General features: G+C 66.8%; 27 protein-coding genes. 26 read left to right on the top strand and 1 reads right to left on the bottom strand.

Translation table 11 applies throughout. The annotated features are described in order from the left end of the window. Positions 1–344 precede the first annotated feature (344 nt). The 7 genes from ACFYUV_RS20760 to ACFYUV_RS20730 all read left to right on the top strand — a co-directional run bounded on the left by ACFYUV_RS20760 (position 345) and on the right by ACFYUV_RS20730 (position 4,859). The gene (locus ACFYUV_RS20760) at positions 345–1,490 is read left to right on the top strand and encodes a hypothetical protein (protein WP_387670559.1); all 1,146 of its coding nucleotides are present in this window, start codon (positions 345–347) and stop codon (positions 1,488–1,490) included. A gap of 81 nt (positions 1,491–1,571) precedes the next feature. Further along, positions 1,572–2,582 carry a hypothetical protein gene (locus ACFYUV_RS20755; protein ID WP_387670557.1) on the top strand — a complete coding sequence of 337 codons (1,011 nt, stop codon included), beginning with the start codon at positions 1,572–1,574 and terminating at the stop codon, positions 2,580–2,582. Continuing rightward, on the top strand, positions 2,579–3,133 hold the full coding sequence (locus tag ACFYUV_RS20750) for a hypothetical protein (RefSeq protein WP_387670555.1): 555 nt from the start codon (positions 2,579–2,581) through the stop codon (positions 3,131–3,133). The genes ACFYUV_RS20755 and ACFYUV_RS20750 overlap by 4 nt, the downstream gene beginning before the upstream one ends. Beyond that, on the top strand, positions 3,130–3,423 hold the full coding sequence (locus tag ACFYUV_RS20745; RefSeq protein ID WP_387670553.1) for a hypothetical protein: 294 nt from the start codon (positions 3,130–3,132) through the stop codon (positions 3,421–3,423). The genes ACFYUV_RS20750 and ACFYUV_RS20745 overlap by 4 nt, the downstream gene beginning before the upstream one ends. Further along, positions 3,416–3,829, top strand: coding sequence for a hypothetical protein (locus ACFYUV_RS20740; protein WP_387670551.1), 414 nt, complete (start codon positions 3,416–3,418; stop codon positions 3,827–3,829). Before ACFYUV_RS20745 ends, ACFYUV_RS20740 begins: the two co-directional genes overlap by 8 nt. Before the next feature lie 269 nt (positions 3,830–4,098). Continuing rightward, entirely contained in the window at positions 4,099–4,665 is a 567-nt protein-coding gene (locus tag ACFYUV_RS20735) for a 3'-5' exoribonuclease domain-containing protein (protein WP_387670550.1), read from the top strand. Next, positions 4,662–4,859 (top strand): hypothetical protein, encoded by a 198-nt coding sequence (locus tag ACFYUV_RS20730; protein WP_387670548.1) that lies wholly within the window; start codon positions 4,662–4,664, stop codon positions 4,857–4,859. Before ACFYUV_RS20735 ends, ACFYUV_RS20730 begins: the two co-directional genes overlap by 4 nt. 4 nt (positions 4,860–4,863) lie before the next feature. Here ACFYUV_RS20730 and ACFYUV_RS20725 read toward each other — a convergent pair whose 3' ends face one another. Then, on the bottom strand, positions 4,864–5,097 hold the full coding sequence (locus ACFYUV_RS20725) for a hypothetical protein (RefSeq protein ID WP_387670546.1): 234 nt from the start codon (positions 5,095–5,097) through the stop codon (positions 4,864–4,866). Positions 5,098–5,195: 98 nt separating this feature from the next. Between ACFYUV_RS20725 and ACFYUV_RS20720 the strand changes: the two genes are divergently transcribed. The 19 genes from ACFYUV_RS20720 (at position 5,196) to ACFYUV_RS20630 (ending at position 12,123) form a co-directional block, all read left to right on the top strand. Next, entirely contained in the window at positions 5,196–5,378 is a 183-nt protein-coding gene (locus tag ACFYUV_RS20720) for a hypothetical protein (RefSeq protein WP_387670544.1), read from the top strand. 70 nt (positions 5,379–5,448) lie between these two features. Further along, entirely contained in the window at positions 5,449–5,658 is a 210-nt protein-coding gene (locus ACFYUV_RS20715) for a hypothetical protein (RefSeq protein WP_387670542.1), read from the top strand. Between the two features lie 68 nt (positions 5,659–5,726). Continuing rightward, positions 5,727–6,182 (top strand): hypothetical protein, encoded by a 456-nt coding sequence (locus tag ACFYUV_RS20710; protein WP_387670540.1) that lies wholly within the window; start codon positions 5,727–5,729, stop codon positions 6,180–6,182. Positions 6,183–6,250: 68 nt separating this feature from the next. Next, on the top strand, positions 6,251–6,448 hold the full coding sequence (locus ACFYUV_RS20705; RefSeq protein ID WP_387670538.1) for a hypothetical protein: 198 nt from the start codon (positions 6,251–6,253) through the stop codon (positions 6,446–6,448). A 4-nt stretch (positions 6,449–6,452) separates the two neighbouring features. Then, on the top strand, positions 6,453–6,710 hold the full coding sequence (locus tag ACFYUV_RS20700) for a hypothetical protein (RefSeq protein WP_387670536.1): 258 nt from the start codon (positions 6,453–6,455) through the stop codon (positions 6,708–6,710). Beyond that, positions 6,703–7,086 carry a DUF4326 domain-containing protein gene (locus ACFYUV_RS20695; RefSeq protein WP_387670534.1) on the top strand — a complete coding sequence of 128 codons (384 nt, stop codon included), beginning with the start codon at positions 6,703–6,705 and terminating at the stop codon, positions 7,084–7,086. Before ACFYUV_RS20700 ends, ACFYUV_RS20695 begins: the two co-directional genes overlap by 8 nt. After that, positions 7,079–7,405 (top strand): hypothetical protein, encoded by a 327-nt coding sequence (locus ACFYUV_RS20690; RefSeq protein WP_387670532.1) that lies wholly within the window; start codon positions 7,079–7,081, stop codon positions 7,403–7,405. Before ACFYUV_RS20695 ends, ACFYUV_RS20690 begins: the two co-directional genes overlap by 8 nt. Then, positions 7,398–7,631: a hypothetical protein gene (locus ACFYUV_RS20685; RefSeq protein WP_387670531.1), complete on the top strand. Its 234-nt coding sequence runs from the start codon at positions 7,398–7,400 to the stop codon at positions 7,629–7,631. The genes ACFYUV_RS20690 and ACFYUV_RS20685 overlap by 8 nt, the downstream gene beginning before the upstream one ends. After that, entirely contained in the window at positions 7,624–7,893 is a 270-nt protein-coding gene (locus tag ACFYUV_RS20680; RefSeq protein ID WP_387670529.1) for a hypothetical protein, read from the top strand. Before ACFYUV_RS20685 ends, ACFYUV_RS20680 begins: the two co-directional genes overlap by 8 nt. Then, positions 7,886–8,110: a hypothetical protein gene (locus tag ACFYUV_RS20675; protein WP_387670527.1), complete on the top strand. Its 225-nt coding sequence runs from the start codon at positions 7,886–7,888 to the stop codon at positions 8,108–8,110. The genes ACFYUV_RS20680 and ACFYUV_RS20675 overlap by 8 nt, the downstream gene beginning before the upstream one ends. After that, positions 8,100–8,510 (top strand): hypothetical protein, encoded by a 411-nt coding sequence (locus ACFYUV_RS20670; protein WP_387670525.1) that lies wholly within the window; start codon positions 8,100–8,102, stop codon positions 8,508–8,510. The genes ACFYUV_RS20675 and ACFYUV_RS20670 overlap by 11 nt, the downstream gene beginning before the upstream one ends. A gap of 166 nt (positions 8,511–8,676) precedes the next feature. Continuing rightward, on the top strand, positions 8,677–9,081 hold the full coding sequence (locus ACFYUV_RS20665) for a hypothetical protein (RefSeq protein WP_387670523.1): 405 nt from the start codon (positions 8,677–8,679) through the stop codon (positions 9,079–9,081). Positions 9,082–9,254: 173 nt separating this feature from the next. Next, positions 9,255–10,127: a hypothetical protein gene (locus tag ACFYUV_RS20660; RefSeq protein WP_387670521.1), complete on the top strand. Its 873-nt coding sequence runs from the start codon at positions 9,255–9,257 to the stop codon at positions 10,125–10,127. A gap of 359 nt (positions 10,128–10,486) precedes the next feature. After that, positions 10,487–10,684, top strand: coding sequence for a hypothetical protein (locus tag ACFYUV_RS20655; protein ID WP_387670519.1), 198 nt, complete (start codon positions 10,487–10,489; stop codon positions 10,682–10,684). Further along, on the top strand, positions 10,684–10,899 hold the full coding sequence (locus ACFYUV_RS20650; RefSeq protein WP_387670517.1) for a hypothetical protein: 216 nt from the start codon (positions 10,684–10,686) through the stop codon (positions 10,897–10,899). Before ACFYUV_RS20655 ends, ACFYUV_RS20650 begins: the two co-directional genes overlap by 1 nt. Then, on the top strand, positions 10,896–11,378 hold the full coding sequence (locus tag ACFYUV_RS20645) for a DUF6221 family protein (RefSeq protein WP_387670515.1): 483 nt from the start codon (positions 10,896–10,898) through the stop codon (positions 11,376–11,378). Before ACFYUV_RS20650 ends, ACFYUV_RS20645 begins: the two co-directional genes overlap by 4 nt. After that, positions 11,378–11,671, top strand: coding sequence for a hypothetical protein (locus ACFYUV_RS20640; protein ID WP_387670513.1), 294 nt, complete (start codon positions 11,378–11,380; stop codon positions 11,669–11,671). The genes ACFYUV_RS20645 and ACFYUV_RS20640 overlap by 1 nt, the downstream gene beginning before the upstream one ends. Before the next feature lie 26 nt (positions 11,672–11,697). Next, positions 11,698–11,856, top strand: coding sequence for a hypothetical protein (locus ACFYUV_RS20635; RefSeq protein ID WP_387670511.1), 159 nt, complete (start codon positions 11,698–11,700; stop codon positions 11,854–11,856). 87 nt (positions 11,857–11,943) lie between these two features. After that, positions 11,944–12,123, top strand: coding sequence for a hypothetical protein (locus ACFYUV_RS20630; protein ID WP_387670509.1), 180 nt, complete (start codon positions 11,944–11,946; stop codon positions 12,121–12,123). Positions 12,124–12,128: the final 5 nt, after the last annotated feature.

The following is a 12,128-nucleotide window of genomic DNA, read 5'->3' as shown; positions in this document are numbered from 1 at the left end:
CTCGAAGGACGGCCTCAACTCCCAGTGCAGAGACTGTGCGAACGAGGCAGGCCGGCGCCGTCGGCGAGAGGCCAAGCAGGCGGTGGCGTCATGAGGGTCGGCAACGACGACACCTTCGACTACTTCTTTATGAGATTCCGGAAGGGCTCATCGATCGAGAACCTGCAGGCCGATCGGTCGCCGCGAGGTGACAGTGCTACGCCTCGACCGTTTGCGCATACATTGATGACCAGCGCAAATGCTAGCGATCACGCCCTTGAGCTGCGCATTTCCAAACGGGTACTTCTGTCGGGTGCCTCGCGGACGATTAGAGCACCGTCATTTCCGGGAGGGGTGTGTCGCTGATGGCTTCCAGCGTTTACCACGTCGGTTTAGGGCTCGAACTCAACCTGACCGAACCAGACCTCGGGCATCCCGAGATCACCAATCTCTGGGAAAGGCTCTACGCCGACAAGCGGACGCCGGTTTCGCTGCGACAGCTCCAATGCATGGAGTGCCGGGAAGCGCGTCCGCACTGTCCCGAGTGGATGGTGTTGGTCGAAGTGCAGGGTCGTCGCCATGCCCGCCATCACAATCCGAGCATCCCCGACCATCCCAGCAACGAGAGCGACCAGCACAAGGCATTCAAGGAGCGAATCGCTAAGGCGGCCGAAGCGGGCGGCTTCAGCGTCGAGATAGAAGACCGTGCTGAACACGGTCGCCGACGCACTGACGTCCTTGTGAGGGGCGCTGGCGATCTCCTCGTCGGCCACGAGGTTCAGCTCTCCTACGCCGCGCTCCCGTCGGTGCGAAAGCGCGCCAAGCTCGCACGAGCAGACGGCATCACGCCTCTGTGGACGACCGTCGACGCCAACCGAGACTTTATCAACCAGGTGCCCTGGGCACTGACCGACGACGCCCCGTGGAAGGACATCTACGCGGGCCGGCAACTACAGATCCGCGGCGGCGTGCGCTCTCTGCAGATGGAGCGGTGCGACCTCACCAACCCCAAACCGTGTCCAGTTCGCGGCTACGGCAAGTGCGGCAAGCTCCACGGCAGATGGGTGCCCACCTACCCCTACGAGCTCGACGAGCTGGTGCGGTCCACCGCGTCCGGTGATCACGTTCCAGTAATCGTGCCGGGCAAGCGCATGCACTTCAGGTGGTGGGTCCGGGCGGTTGACCGCGAGAGGTTCGCCGACAGCGCGGGAGGGCTTCTTTCCGAGGATGACCTCACGCGCGCGAGGAAGCCGGCGACGGCTCCGGTGGCCCCTCGTCCGCTCGATGGCGAGTGCCGGTACGGCCAAGAGAGTGAGTATCGGGCGGCTCCAGCGCCGGCTCGCGATGACAGTGCAGACGTCCCCGTGCTTACCGAAGCGGCACAGTGGCCTACGCCGCCCCCACTTCCGATCATCCGGCGCGGGCATTGCGGCGCTGGCCCAGGCCCTTGCGGGGTTTCGCCTGCCAGGTTCTATGCCTGCGGCTGGCGCTGTGAGGAGCACCGGCCATGAGAGCGCCTCCCGGGTCCCGAGGGCCACGACAGGCCCCGCTTCCGTAGCCCACCCGCACGCACCGAGAGAAAGCCGCCCTACGTGAACGACGAAATCCTCAACAGCCTCAGCGACGGCACCTTCCGTGCGCGATGGCTTCGTGAGGTCCTCCGCACCGTGCAGATCACGGAGTCCGTCAAGGTGCTTCTGATCTCGATGGGTGTGGAGGAGATGGATCCGGCCGGTCGGGTCTCGGTGCCTCGCAAGGATCTCGCGGTGCGCATCGGTCGGTCGCCGGCGCGCGTGACGGATCGCATCACTGAGGCGATCGCCGGAGGGTTTCTCGTGCGCTTGTCGGCCGGCAAGAAGAGCAACACGGCGGTGTACGCCGCTGCGATTAAAGGGTCCGCCTGTCCGGACCTTATCGATGACGTGTCCGAGGAAGGAAAGGGTTCGGCTGCGCGGACCCAAAGTGAACACTTTGGGTCCGATCTGCAGGCACCTTTGGCCGAAGAGAAGGGTCCGCCTACCCGAACCGAAACAATGTTTGGGTCCGATCTGCAGGCACCTTTGGAGAGCGATGAGGTCCGGCTAGGCGGACCTATAGCCCCAATAAAGGGTTCGGCTAAGCGAGCAACCAAGGTAGTAGGGGGTGTGGGGGAGGAAGTTCCCCACACTTCCGAAGACGAAGAAGACTTCTTGATTGGGGAGGCCGCTGCGCGGCCGGCGCGCAAGCGCGCAAAAGCCTCCGCTACACCGAAGACATCCATCCCCGCAGATTTCGCGGTCGATGACGACATGAGGGCTTGGGCGTTAGAGAACTGCCCGCTCGTCAACATCGTCATCGAGACCCAGCTCTTCGTCCGCTACTGGCTGGAACGGCCCCAGAAGAAGCGCCCCGGATGGGTCAAGTCGTGGGAGAGCTGGATGCTCCGGCAGCAGGGCTGGGCCGAGGAGCGACAGAGCAACGTCCGCCAGCTGCGCCCACCCGGCACCGTAGCCACCCTCACACGCTCCACCACTGACGACCGGGTCGCCCAAGCGCAAGCGCTCAAGGCCAAATTCGCAGCCAGACAGACACATCCCGCAGTCATCCAAGGAGAGATCTCATGACCCCCGAAGAGGTGATCGACCTCCTCAGCACAGCCGCGGCCTACGACCGGCGCAAAGTCGGCGAAGCCGATGTGATCGCCTGGCACGCCGCGGTCAAGGACCTGGACTTCCTCGACGCCCAGGACGCCGTGATCGGCCACTACACCGAGACGACCGACTGGTTGATGCCCGCACACGTCCGTAAGCGGGTCAAGGACATCCGGGCCGCGAGGGTGGCGTTCGCCCCGGTGCCTGCCCCGCCGGCTGAGCTCGCGGACTCGCCTGGCGCCTACCAGGCGGCGATTCAGGACGCGGTGGCGAAGATCGCGCGTGGGTTTGCCCTGCCGAAGCAGATCGCGGCCAAGGCTGAGCCGTCGCAGGAGTACGCCGAGGTCCGCGGCGCCGACCATGACCCGGTGCGTATCGAGGCGATCCGGGTGTCGTGCCCGTGGCCGCCGTGCAAGGCGCTGCCGGGCGCGGTGTGTGTGGACGCGGACGGGCGCCGACTGACCGCGCCGGCCCACGAGGCGCGCCTGAAGGCTGCCGGGCTGGTCGGCGAGGAGGTGCCGTGAACGCGACCACCTACCGGCAGGGCTGCGGCACCCACATAGGGATGCTGCTGCACCAGTCCAAGGATGAACCGCCATGCGGGGAGTGCCTGCGCGGCGAGCTGCTGCGGCGGGTGTCAGCGGAGGAATGGCCGTCTCAGACCAGGCGGCGGCTCGGCCCGATCTCCAAGGAGCAGGCTGCGCGGAACCTGGCCGTGCTGATGGCAGCGATGGCTGGCCATCCGGACGACTCTGACCCGCTCCCCGTCCCTGTCCCGTCCCCCGCTAGAGAGGAGACCCCGAACCATGGCTGAGACCAAGATCGAGACGCGCGTCCCGTGCGGCAACGAGGACCACGACGAGCCCACCCCTGCGGTCGCGCGGCTGTCGTGGCCTGACGGCCGATACCGGCCGACGACGGTATGCCGCGAGGACCTGGAGGACATGCTTGGCGAGGCGGTCGAGGAGCCGCTGGCGCTGCTCATCGAGCCGATCAAGCCCGAAGGGGCGCGCAAGGGCCCGAAGGACTACACCGACGCGATCCGCGAGGTGGAGAGGGCGTACCGGGACTCGTACGCGGAGCCGGTGCGGGCGATCCCGCCGCTCCTGCTGTCGTCTCCGAGGTGGCCGAGTCGAGCCCGATGCTCACCACGTACGCCGACACCGTCCTTGAGGTGGAGGCGGCCGAGCTGGACGTGCTGGCTGACCTGGACCGGCTGACGTGTGGCGGGCTGTCGCCGTGGGAGGCGTGCGCCGCGCTGTTCGGCGGAAGCGGCGCGGAGGCGGGGGACGGCTCGGACGGGACCGGCTCTAGCGGGCCCCAGAAGGCCGCTACGGGACGAGAAGAGGCGTCTCCGGTCTCCCTGTAGCGGACGGGTGGCTGAGAGCCGCTTCGAAGGGCTCTCAGCGTTCCAAGATCAGAACTGGTGATCAACTTCTAGCTCGAATCGAAAGCCTCTCGGCTTCTGTTCGAGGAAGGAATCGAACGCATGACCAAGATCTTTTATGACACGGAGTTCCTCGAAGACGGTCGCACCATCGACCTGATCAGCATCGGCATGGTCGCCGAAGACGGTCGCGAGCTGTACGCCATCAACCGCGACATGCCGCACAAGCGGATCGCCAAGCACGACTGGCTGAGGGCCAATGTCGTCCCGTCGCTGCCGCGCATCCACGGCGACCGCCGCCACTACGTGAGCGCCAGACGTAACCCGCTCGCCCTCGACTTCGACCACCCGGCGATGATGAGTCGCGAGCGGATCGCCGCCGAAGTGGAGCACTTCATCGTCTCGACGCCCGACGTCGAGCTGTGGGCCTGGTATGGCGCCTACGATCACGTCGCGCTGGCATGGCTTTTCGGGCCCATGTCGAACCTGCCGTCCGGCATCCCGATGTGGACGAACGACCTGCGGCAGGAAGTGGCGCGCCTCGGCCTCTCGGGTGAGGACATGCCAGAGCAGGCCGACGGCCACCACAACGCTCTCGCTGACGCCCGACACAACCGGGTGATCGCCGAGCTCCTCGCCTCTCAGCAGTCTGGGGAGGCGTCCCGATGACCCGCGTCTCGCACCGTGAGGTGACCAAGACCTGGGTCGAGTACACGCTGCCGCTGCCGTGCGTGTGGGGAGACCTGACGGACCTGGTGGCGATGGCCCGTCAGGCGTTGGGCGAGGACGCCGCCCAGTGGGACACCGCCGCCGAGGTCATCGCTACGGACGAGGAGCTGATCGTCCGGTGGGAGTCCCGGTGACGGGCTACTGGCCGGCGGGAGGCGTCTTGCGGGGGCGGCCGACTTTGGGCTTGGCGGGCGGCCAGTGCGGCTCTACGAGCTTCAAGGCGGCGTCGAGGTCTTCGCGGGCTAGGCGGAGGAAGGCGCGCAGGAAGTCGTCCATGGTGCGTTGCCGCTCGGCGAGCCCGTCTTTGACGGGGTCGTACTCGTCTGGCTGGGGGCGGAACGCCTTGGCGCTCAGGCGGTGCTCGGTCGGCATGAGATCAGTGTGCCAGAGGGGCTAGCCACCTTCTAGGGGGCATGCTATGTTCATCTCATCGGAAGGTGGCTAGCCACCATAAGTTGAGGGAGAACGAGATGCAGGTCCTGACCAAGGGAAGCCGAGTCGAGTACCACGACCCCGCGTACGGGCAGGGCACGATCCTTCGGGCCCGCATCGACGGCAAGGGCGAAGACGCCGAGTACCTGATCCGGTGGGACAACGACCCCGACCAGGAGGGCCCCACCTGGTCCTGGTGGATGGAGATCGTCCCCGTCTAGCAGACCTAGGGCCCCGAGAGGGGCCCCACCCCTCTCCCTGATCACCCGCAGACGTAGGAGACCGAACGACATGACCTTCAAGATCGGGCAGCGCGTCCGGACCACCGTTGACGCCCCTGCTGCCGAGGGCTTCGACTACTCCGCTCCCGTCGGATCCCTCGGCACGATCACGGACGTGTTCGACACGTTCGGCGAAGCCTACGGAGTGCTTCTAGACGAAGACCCCGATCAGCTTTCCGCCCACTACGCCGCGGACGAACTGACGGCGCTCGACGCCTGACTCTCCGGGCGGGACCTTCGCTGTCCCGCCCGCCCCTGACCCCAAGACCCCCTGAACGGAGAACCGAGATGAGCGACGAGGAGCACAAGGGCTGCCGAGTGTGCGGGCGCGTCGATGTGGGCCTGAAGAAGGACGGCACTCTGCGCATGCATGTCCGCGCCGACCGCAAGGGCAGCTCCTTCCTCGGGCCGACCAGCAACCGCTGCCACGGCGCAGGAGAGCCACCGAAGGGCGTGCTCGGCCACTACGCCCAGCGCGTGGTCGCCAACCTGCTGCCGCACTTCGACGATCTGAAGGACCCGGTCGTCGCCGCAGTGATTGGCGAGGCGGTCCAGCGCCACCACACCAGCCCCGACGAGACGTTCGAAGCGATCCTTGACGGCTCGGCGAACTGGCGGCTGAAGCCCGACGGGCGGGACACGGGGCGCGTCCGTCTGTCCTGCTACCGGCTGTACGAGCGCGACGAGGACAGCGCCTTGGAGAAGCAGGTCAACGCCGCCCTGTCGGAGATCCACTACCGCTGACCCGCGCCCTCTCCGCCTACACAGGAGAGCGCAACCCAAGACCGCAGCAACGACAAGGAGAGACCGCGATGAAGCGCCTGTTCGGTGATGAGGACCTGAGAACCTGCCTGATCGCCGCGATCATCAAGGACGGCGGCAGCCTGGAGGTGTCCTTCGACGCGTTCGGAGAAGCCGCGTTAACGGCCAAGATCGACGACGTACGTCCGACCGTAGAGCGGACAGCGACGGGCCTGCGGTTCACCCTCACCCGGAGAGAGGAGGGCTGACCCAATGGGCTTCACGATCGACGACGACGCCGGCCGGATGGTGTCCGACGAGTGCGAGACGGTGGCAGTCCGCTGGCCCGACCGTGGCTGGACCGTCACCGGGCGGAGAGGCGTCTACTCCCGGAATCAGGCCATCTCGGCGATGACGGTTGCTGAGCTGCTGGCGACAGGTGACGAGCCTGACTCGCCGCTTGTACGGACCCTGGAAGCCGAGCTGGTACCACCCGCCTACGGCTACGTAGAGGAGGACCCCCGTGGCTGAGACCCGAGAGCCGAAGCGCATCCAGAGGCGACGCAGCAAGGGCTACAAGCTCCCCGAAGGGGCGGTCTGCGTGGACCGCACGACCCACTGGGGCAACCCTTTCCGCGTGGGAGATCCTTGCCCGCTGTCCGTCCTCAACGTCACCGTCAGCGGCGCGCCGCTCGCCAGACGGGGCGTCGTAGAAGACCGGAAGCACGCGGTCGAACTCTTCTCCTACTGGCTGATGGCCGAAGTCCCGTATACAAGCGCGGACATCCGGCGTGACCTCGCAGGCCGTGACCTCGCATGCTGGTGCCCGCTGCCTGAGCCTGGAGAGGCCGACTGGTGTCATGCCGCCCTGCTGCTGATCCTGGCGAACGGAGAGCCCGATGCCTGACCTTCCCGAGGAAGCCCTACAAGCCGCCGCTCTGGCGCTCGCTGCCTACTACGCAGGGCAGGACGGCGATCCGAGCCTCACCGCTGCTTCGTTCGAGGAAGAGGCCAGGGCTGCCCTGGAAGCAGCCTTGCCGGCCCTGGAGAACCACCTCCGCCACGAGTTAGGCGCGTGGCTGGTCCGCGTGGGTCAGCGTGCGATGAGAGACAAGTCCACGGCCCCAGGGTGGGACAACCTCGACATGGGCTGGGCGGGGGCCTTCATCGGTGCTGGCGTCCTGGTGGAGGGCGGATACCCGAAGAGAGGAGAAGCCCGTGACTGAGCCGCTGACGCCCGACGAGTTCGGTGCCTTCCTCAACGACGTCAGGTCATGTCGTGGCCCGTCCGAGGAGGAGATCCGTGCCGACGAGCGCGGCAAGGTAGCCGAAAAGATCGCCACCGCCATCGAGGCCCGCCGCTGCGATCAGGGCTCAACGTTCTGCAAGGACTGCATGTGCCGCCGAGAGGATGCTGCCCTCGCCCGCCAGATAGGAGAAGCCCGTGCCTGAGGACGTGACCATCGTCGTGGACGAGACAGAGGGCAGCCCCTTCGATCGGATCCGCCGCATCGCTGTCGGTGCTGCTAACGGCTGGGCGCTGGGACCGAACGGCTTCTACCAGCAGCCACGGATGACGGGTGCTGACATCGCACATGGGCAGGTGCGTGCGGCTCTGCTGCACCTGCTGGAGCTGGGGCTCATCAGCATCGACGAGCAGCGTCTCAACGAGCTGCGCATGTACAAGCCGTGGAGGGAGGAGGACCGTGGCTGAAGACCTCCGCCACCGCCTCCGCTTCGCCGCCTCGCTGACCTTCTGCGGGCTCCTGGCCGACTTCGGCTACGTCATGGTCGAGGCCGCCGCCCGGTTCTCTCTCGACAAGCGCTGGCCAGAAGCCGCCGCCTACTTCGTGCTGGGCTTGTGGTCCATGTTCGCGGCATTCCGTGGTGCTTCGTTACGGGTCCAGAGGGAGCTTCGTCATGGCCGATGACCTCCGCCGCCGCTACGCCGAAGCGATCCGCTCGGCTGCTGACTTCTCCATCATGGGGGAGTGGATCTGCTGCGACCCGATCAACCCTGACCACGAGCTGTGTGTACAGGGCGGCATCGCCCGCCAGATGCTCGCCGCTGTCCTTACAGACGACCCCGAGCGGCTGTTCGTGCCATCCAAGCTTGTAAATGCTGTGATGGCCGTACGAGACGAGGGGATGGAGTCGCTGCGGGAGCTGGCAGCCGACTACGCCCGTATCGTCTCCCGTCTCCAAGACGCCGCAGACCGCGCTCGCACCCTGGCCGGCGAGCATGCCGAGTGTGACGACCCCTGCTGGGAGCACATGCCTGCCATCGTGGCCGCTCTCGACGCTAGCCTGCCCCCAGAGGAGGAGACGTGAGCGCCGACGCGACCTCGATGAGCCGTACCGCTCGCTGGAAGGCAGCCCACGGCAACCACGAGCTTGAGTCGGAGACGGTCAGAGGCCACCGGCTGACGCTATGCCGCACCTGCGACGACCTCCACTGCGAGGACTGCTTCTCAGGGAGCTTGGAGGGTGCAGCGCCATGAGCACACCAACCACTCCGAACGAACTGGACGTTCTGAAGAAGCGCCTCATGCACGGGCCGCCAATTCCGATCAAGTGCGGCGGCACCCACACAGAGTCTCGCCGCCTATGCCAGATGCCAGCAGAACGCCTCCTCTTCGCTGGCTGCGTCCACGAACACATAGACGCACACTTCGTCTGCTCAGGCCACAGCAACGTGATCGAAAAGGGCTGCACCGCCTGCTGGGAGGCTGGCCACGAATGCCCGCTCATCGAGATCGCGAACCCCGACGTCGACGTTGACGCATGGCTCACTGACAGGCTCAGGCTGCGCGACTCGGCCGACGTCGACGAGGAGGAGTGGCGCTCCTTCGTTCGCGAGCACCTACACGAGCTGATACCTGAACACCTACGCACTCTGTGAGACGATTACTGTCGTTCCCGCCGCTCCGACATACGCCAGAATCTCAGTAGACAGCGAAAGCGGCCCTCCGCACCACCGGAGAGCCGCCTCGTCCCACTAGTCCCTCGCCGACCCTCCAGGCCCTCAACCCACTCAGGTCTCCCAAAAGCGTACAAGCTCGTCAGGGGGAACTTGTGGCTCTGGACTGCCCGGTCAGCATCTGCGACCGCACTATGCCCGGCTCGGCCCGCATCTGCGGAGCCTGTGAGGCCGAACTCGACCGCGAACTAGCCGCGGTCCCCGAGCTCGACGAAGACCTCGATCTCGCCATCACCAGGCAGACCCGCCTCACCAGCGGGGGAGTCGGCGGACGCGGCAACGAGAAGCCACTCCCGTGGAACGAACGAGCATCGGAAGCGGCTGACCATCTCGCCGTGATCCTGCTCGGCTGGGCCCGCGTCCTCGTCGCATCCGTCCACCCCCTGCAAGGCCCCGTCTGCGCGTCCTGCGACCACCCGTCGTGCACGTACATCCACCTCGGCCGCGAACCCCACCACGACCCCGTCCACGTCTCTCGCTGGCTCCGCAGGCACGCCGGCCCGCTCATCGCCCACCCCGCCGGCCCCGACGCCGTCGAGGAGATCCTTCTCGCCGTCAGGAACGCCCGCTACGCCACCGACGCCCCACCGCGGGATCTCGTCTACGCCGGCCCGTGCGACGCCTGCCAAGGCGACCTGTACGCCCGACCTGGCGCGGTGTCGGTCTGCTGCCGCTGGTGTGTGGACGAGGACGGGCAGCGGCCCCGCTACGACGTCCACGCCCGCCGAGAGTGGATGCTGAAAGCCCTCGAAGACCGGCAGCTCGGCGCTCCGACGATCGCCCGCGCCCTGACGTCGCTGATCCGCCCCATCAAGCCCGCCCTGCTGCACACGTGGATCTCGCGCGGGAAGCTCCAGCCGACAGGGTTGGACGAGTCGGGGCGGATGGTGTTCCGGGTGGGCGACGTGATCGACCTGATGGCTGCGGGCGACACGAGGGGTCGTCAGCGTGACCTGGTAGTTGCGTAGACAACGATCAGGTGACATGATCCCTGGTGATAGCTTCGGCGAGAGCCGTCGAGAAGCCCGTCCATCTCCTCCCCGAGTGGACGGGCTCTCGCCATTTCGGGGCTCCTATACGCCGCTAGAGACTTCAAGACGCGCGCCCTGTGCTGGAGGCGCGCTGCTCGCGCGACCCCCCTGCCCCCGTAGGTGACTGTCACGCGAGCCGGGTTGGCGGCCCATGTCCCGGCGAGGGAGCGGGGCCGCCAACCCACCCCATATGCGTGCGGCCCTGACTAGCTGGGGGGTTGGGTCCAGGGCCGCACAACAACCCCCTACAGCCCCCTGGAGACGCCATGCCGACCCAGTCAGCTGAATACCACTGGATGATCACCTACCTCGTGCCGAAACTCGGTGGCTTCTACTTCCGACAGAAGTCCGGTCTCTGCCAGCCTGAGGGGCGGACGCGGGGCGAGATGTTCGAGGTCCTGGCTCAGCAGGTCATGGACGAGGACGGGCTTGCGGTCGCTGACTTCTCGGTCGTCTACTTCGGCCTTGAGCCCAACAGGCTGGACGTGGCCTGATGGCCATCCACTGCGACACTACGCAGGAAGCGCACCGCACCATCGCCCTCCCGCCTGGCCCGGCGATCCTGTACATCACCGAAGGCGACGAGCCCACCGTGACCATTCTCGACCGTGCCGACCTCGGTCTCATGCGACACCGGGACCGGGCTATCTGCCGTGCCCTCCTGGCGTACGTGACGGAAGCCGTGGACATCGAGGTGGAGAACGGATGAGCGCCGACCTGCTCTCATGGCTGAGATCGGTCATCGAGGGCGACAAGGCAGCAGCCATCGCCGCCGACAAGGCGTCTCCGGGCCCGTGGGTAAACCGAGGCCAGGCAGGCGAAGGCAGCGCGTGGCAGATCCACGGCGCTCTCACGGACGACTCGGAGACGGAGTGGGACGAGGAGCGGCAGGACGTCGTCAACATCGGCATCCGCGTCGCCACCCTCAACTACTCGGACGGCGGAGGGGTGTGGGAGCGGGAAGCCGCTGACCACATCGTGTTGCAGCAGCCGAGGGACACGATCGCCCGCTGCACGGCAGAACTGGCGCTGCTCGACGAGCATCCCGAAGCGGCAGGCACGTACCTCCCCAACTGGGCTGGACGGTGCCAAGGATGCGGCGAGCGGACGCCCTGCACGACTGTGAAGCTGCTCGCGTCTGGTCGCCGCCACCGTCCCGGCTTCAACCCTGAGTGGGTGAGCGAGTGATGCGGCTCCGCTTCTGGCGCAAGCCCTGGCTCGTCTTGGACGGCAAGGACGCCTACGAGCGAGTCCTGACGCCCCAGTACCAGACCGCCCTGTCGTGGATGCGCGCCGAAGGGCTCGTCCCTGAGAACATCAAGCGCATCGAGGTGTACGGCAGTCGGCGTCCATGCGCCAAGCTCACCGTGTACGAGCGGGACGGCGACGGCCGGTTGGTCTACGACCCGGTGACATGGGAGGCCGTGACTTACACGGAGCGAGTCCGCCTGTCGTCGCTGCCTCCTCTACGGGAGGTCTGATGCCGTACGTCACCGTACCCGAGGGCATGGAAGACACCGTGTGCCGCTGCTTCCGCCCGCTGGTTCTGTGGATGGACGACGCCCCTGGCGGGCGCACCATCCGGGGCAGGCACTGCGCGAGGTGCGGAGGCGTGCTCACTCCCGACGACCTCGCGCACATCGATGCCGAGCTGGGCATCTCCTAGTCCTCCGGGCGGGTATGAGGACACACCTACCGTGTGCGCTTTCGCTGGGAGCGCCCGCCCGGAACAACCCCTCACCCTGGAGCCGGCATGGACGCTCTACAGCTCGACCTCGTCACGCTGGTAGGCCGCCTCCAGCAGGTACAGGACGAAGGCGGCTGGGAGCGCGCCTGCCCGATCGTGCTGGACCGCATCCTCACCTGCGACCTGCCCCGCCTGCGCGAGCACCTCAGCGTGGAAGCTGCCGCGCTACTCGACACCAGCCGCTAGCCCGA

The sequence above is a fragment of the Nonomuraea sp. NPDC003560 genome (assembly GCF_042878785.1).
GTDB lineage: Bacteria > Actinomycetota > Actinomycetes > Streptosporangiales > Streptosporangiaceae > Nonomuraea.
The sequence above is the reverse complement of the archived record's forward strand: the minus strand, read 5'-3'. Positions and strand labels throughout refer to the sequence as shown.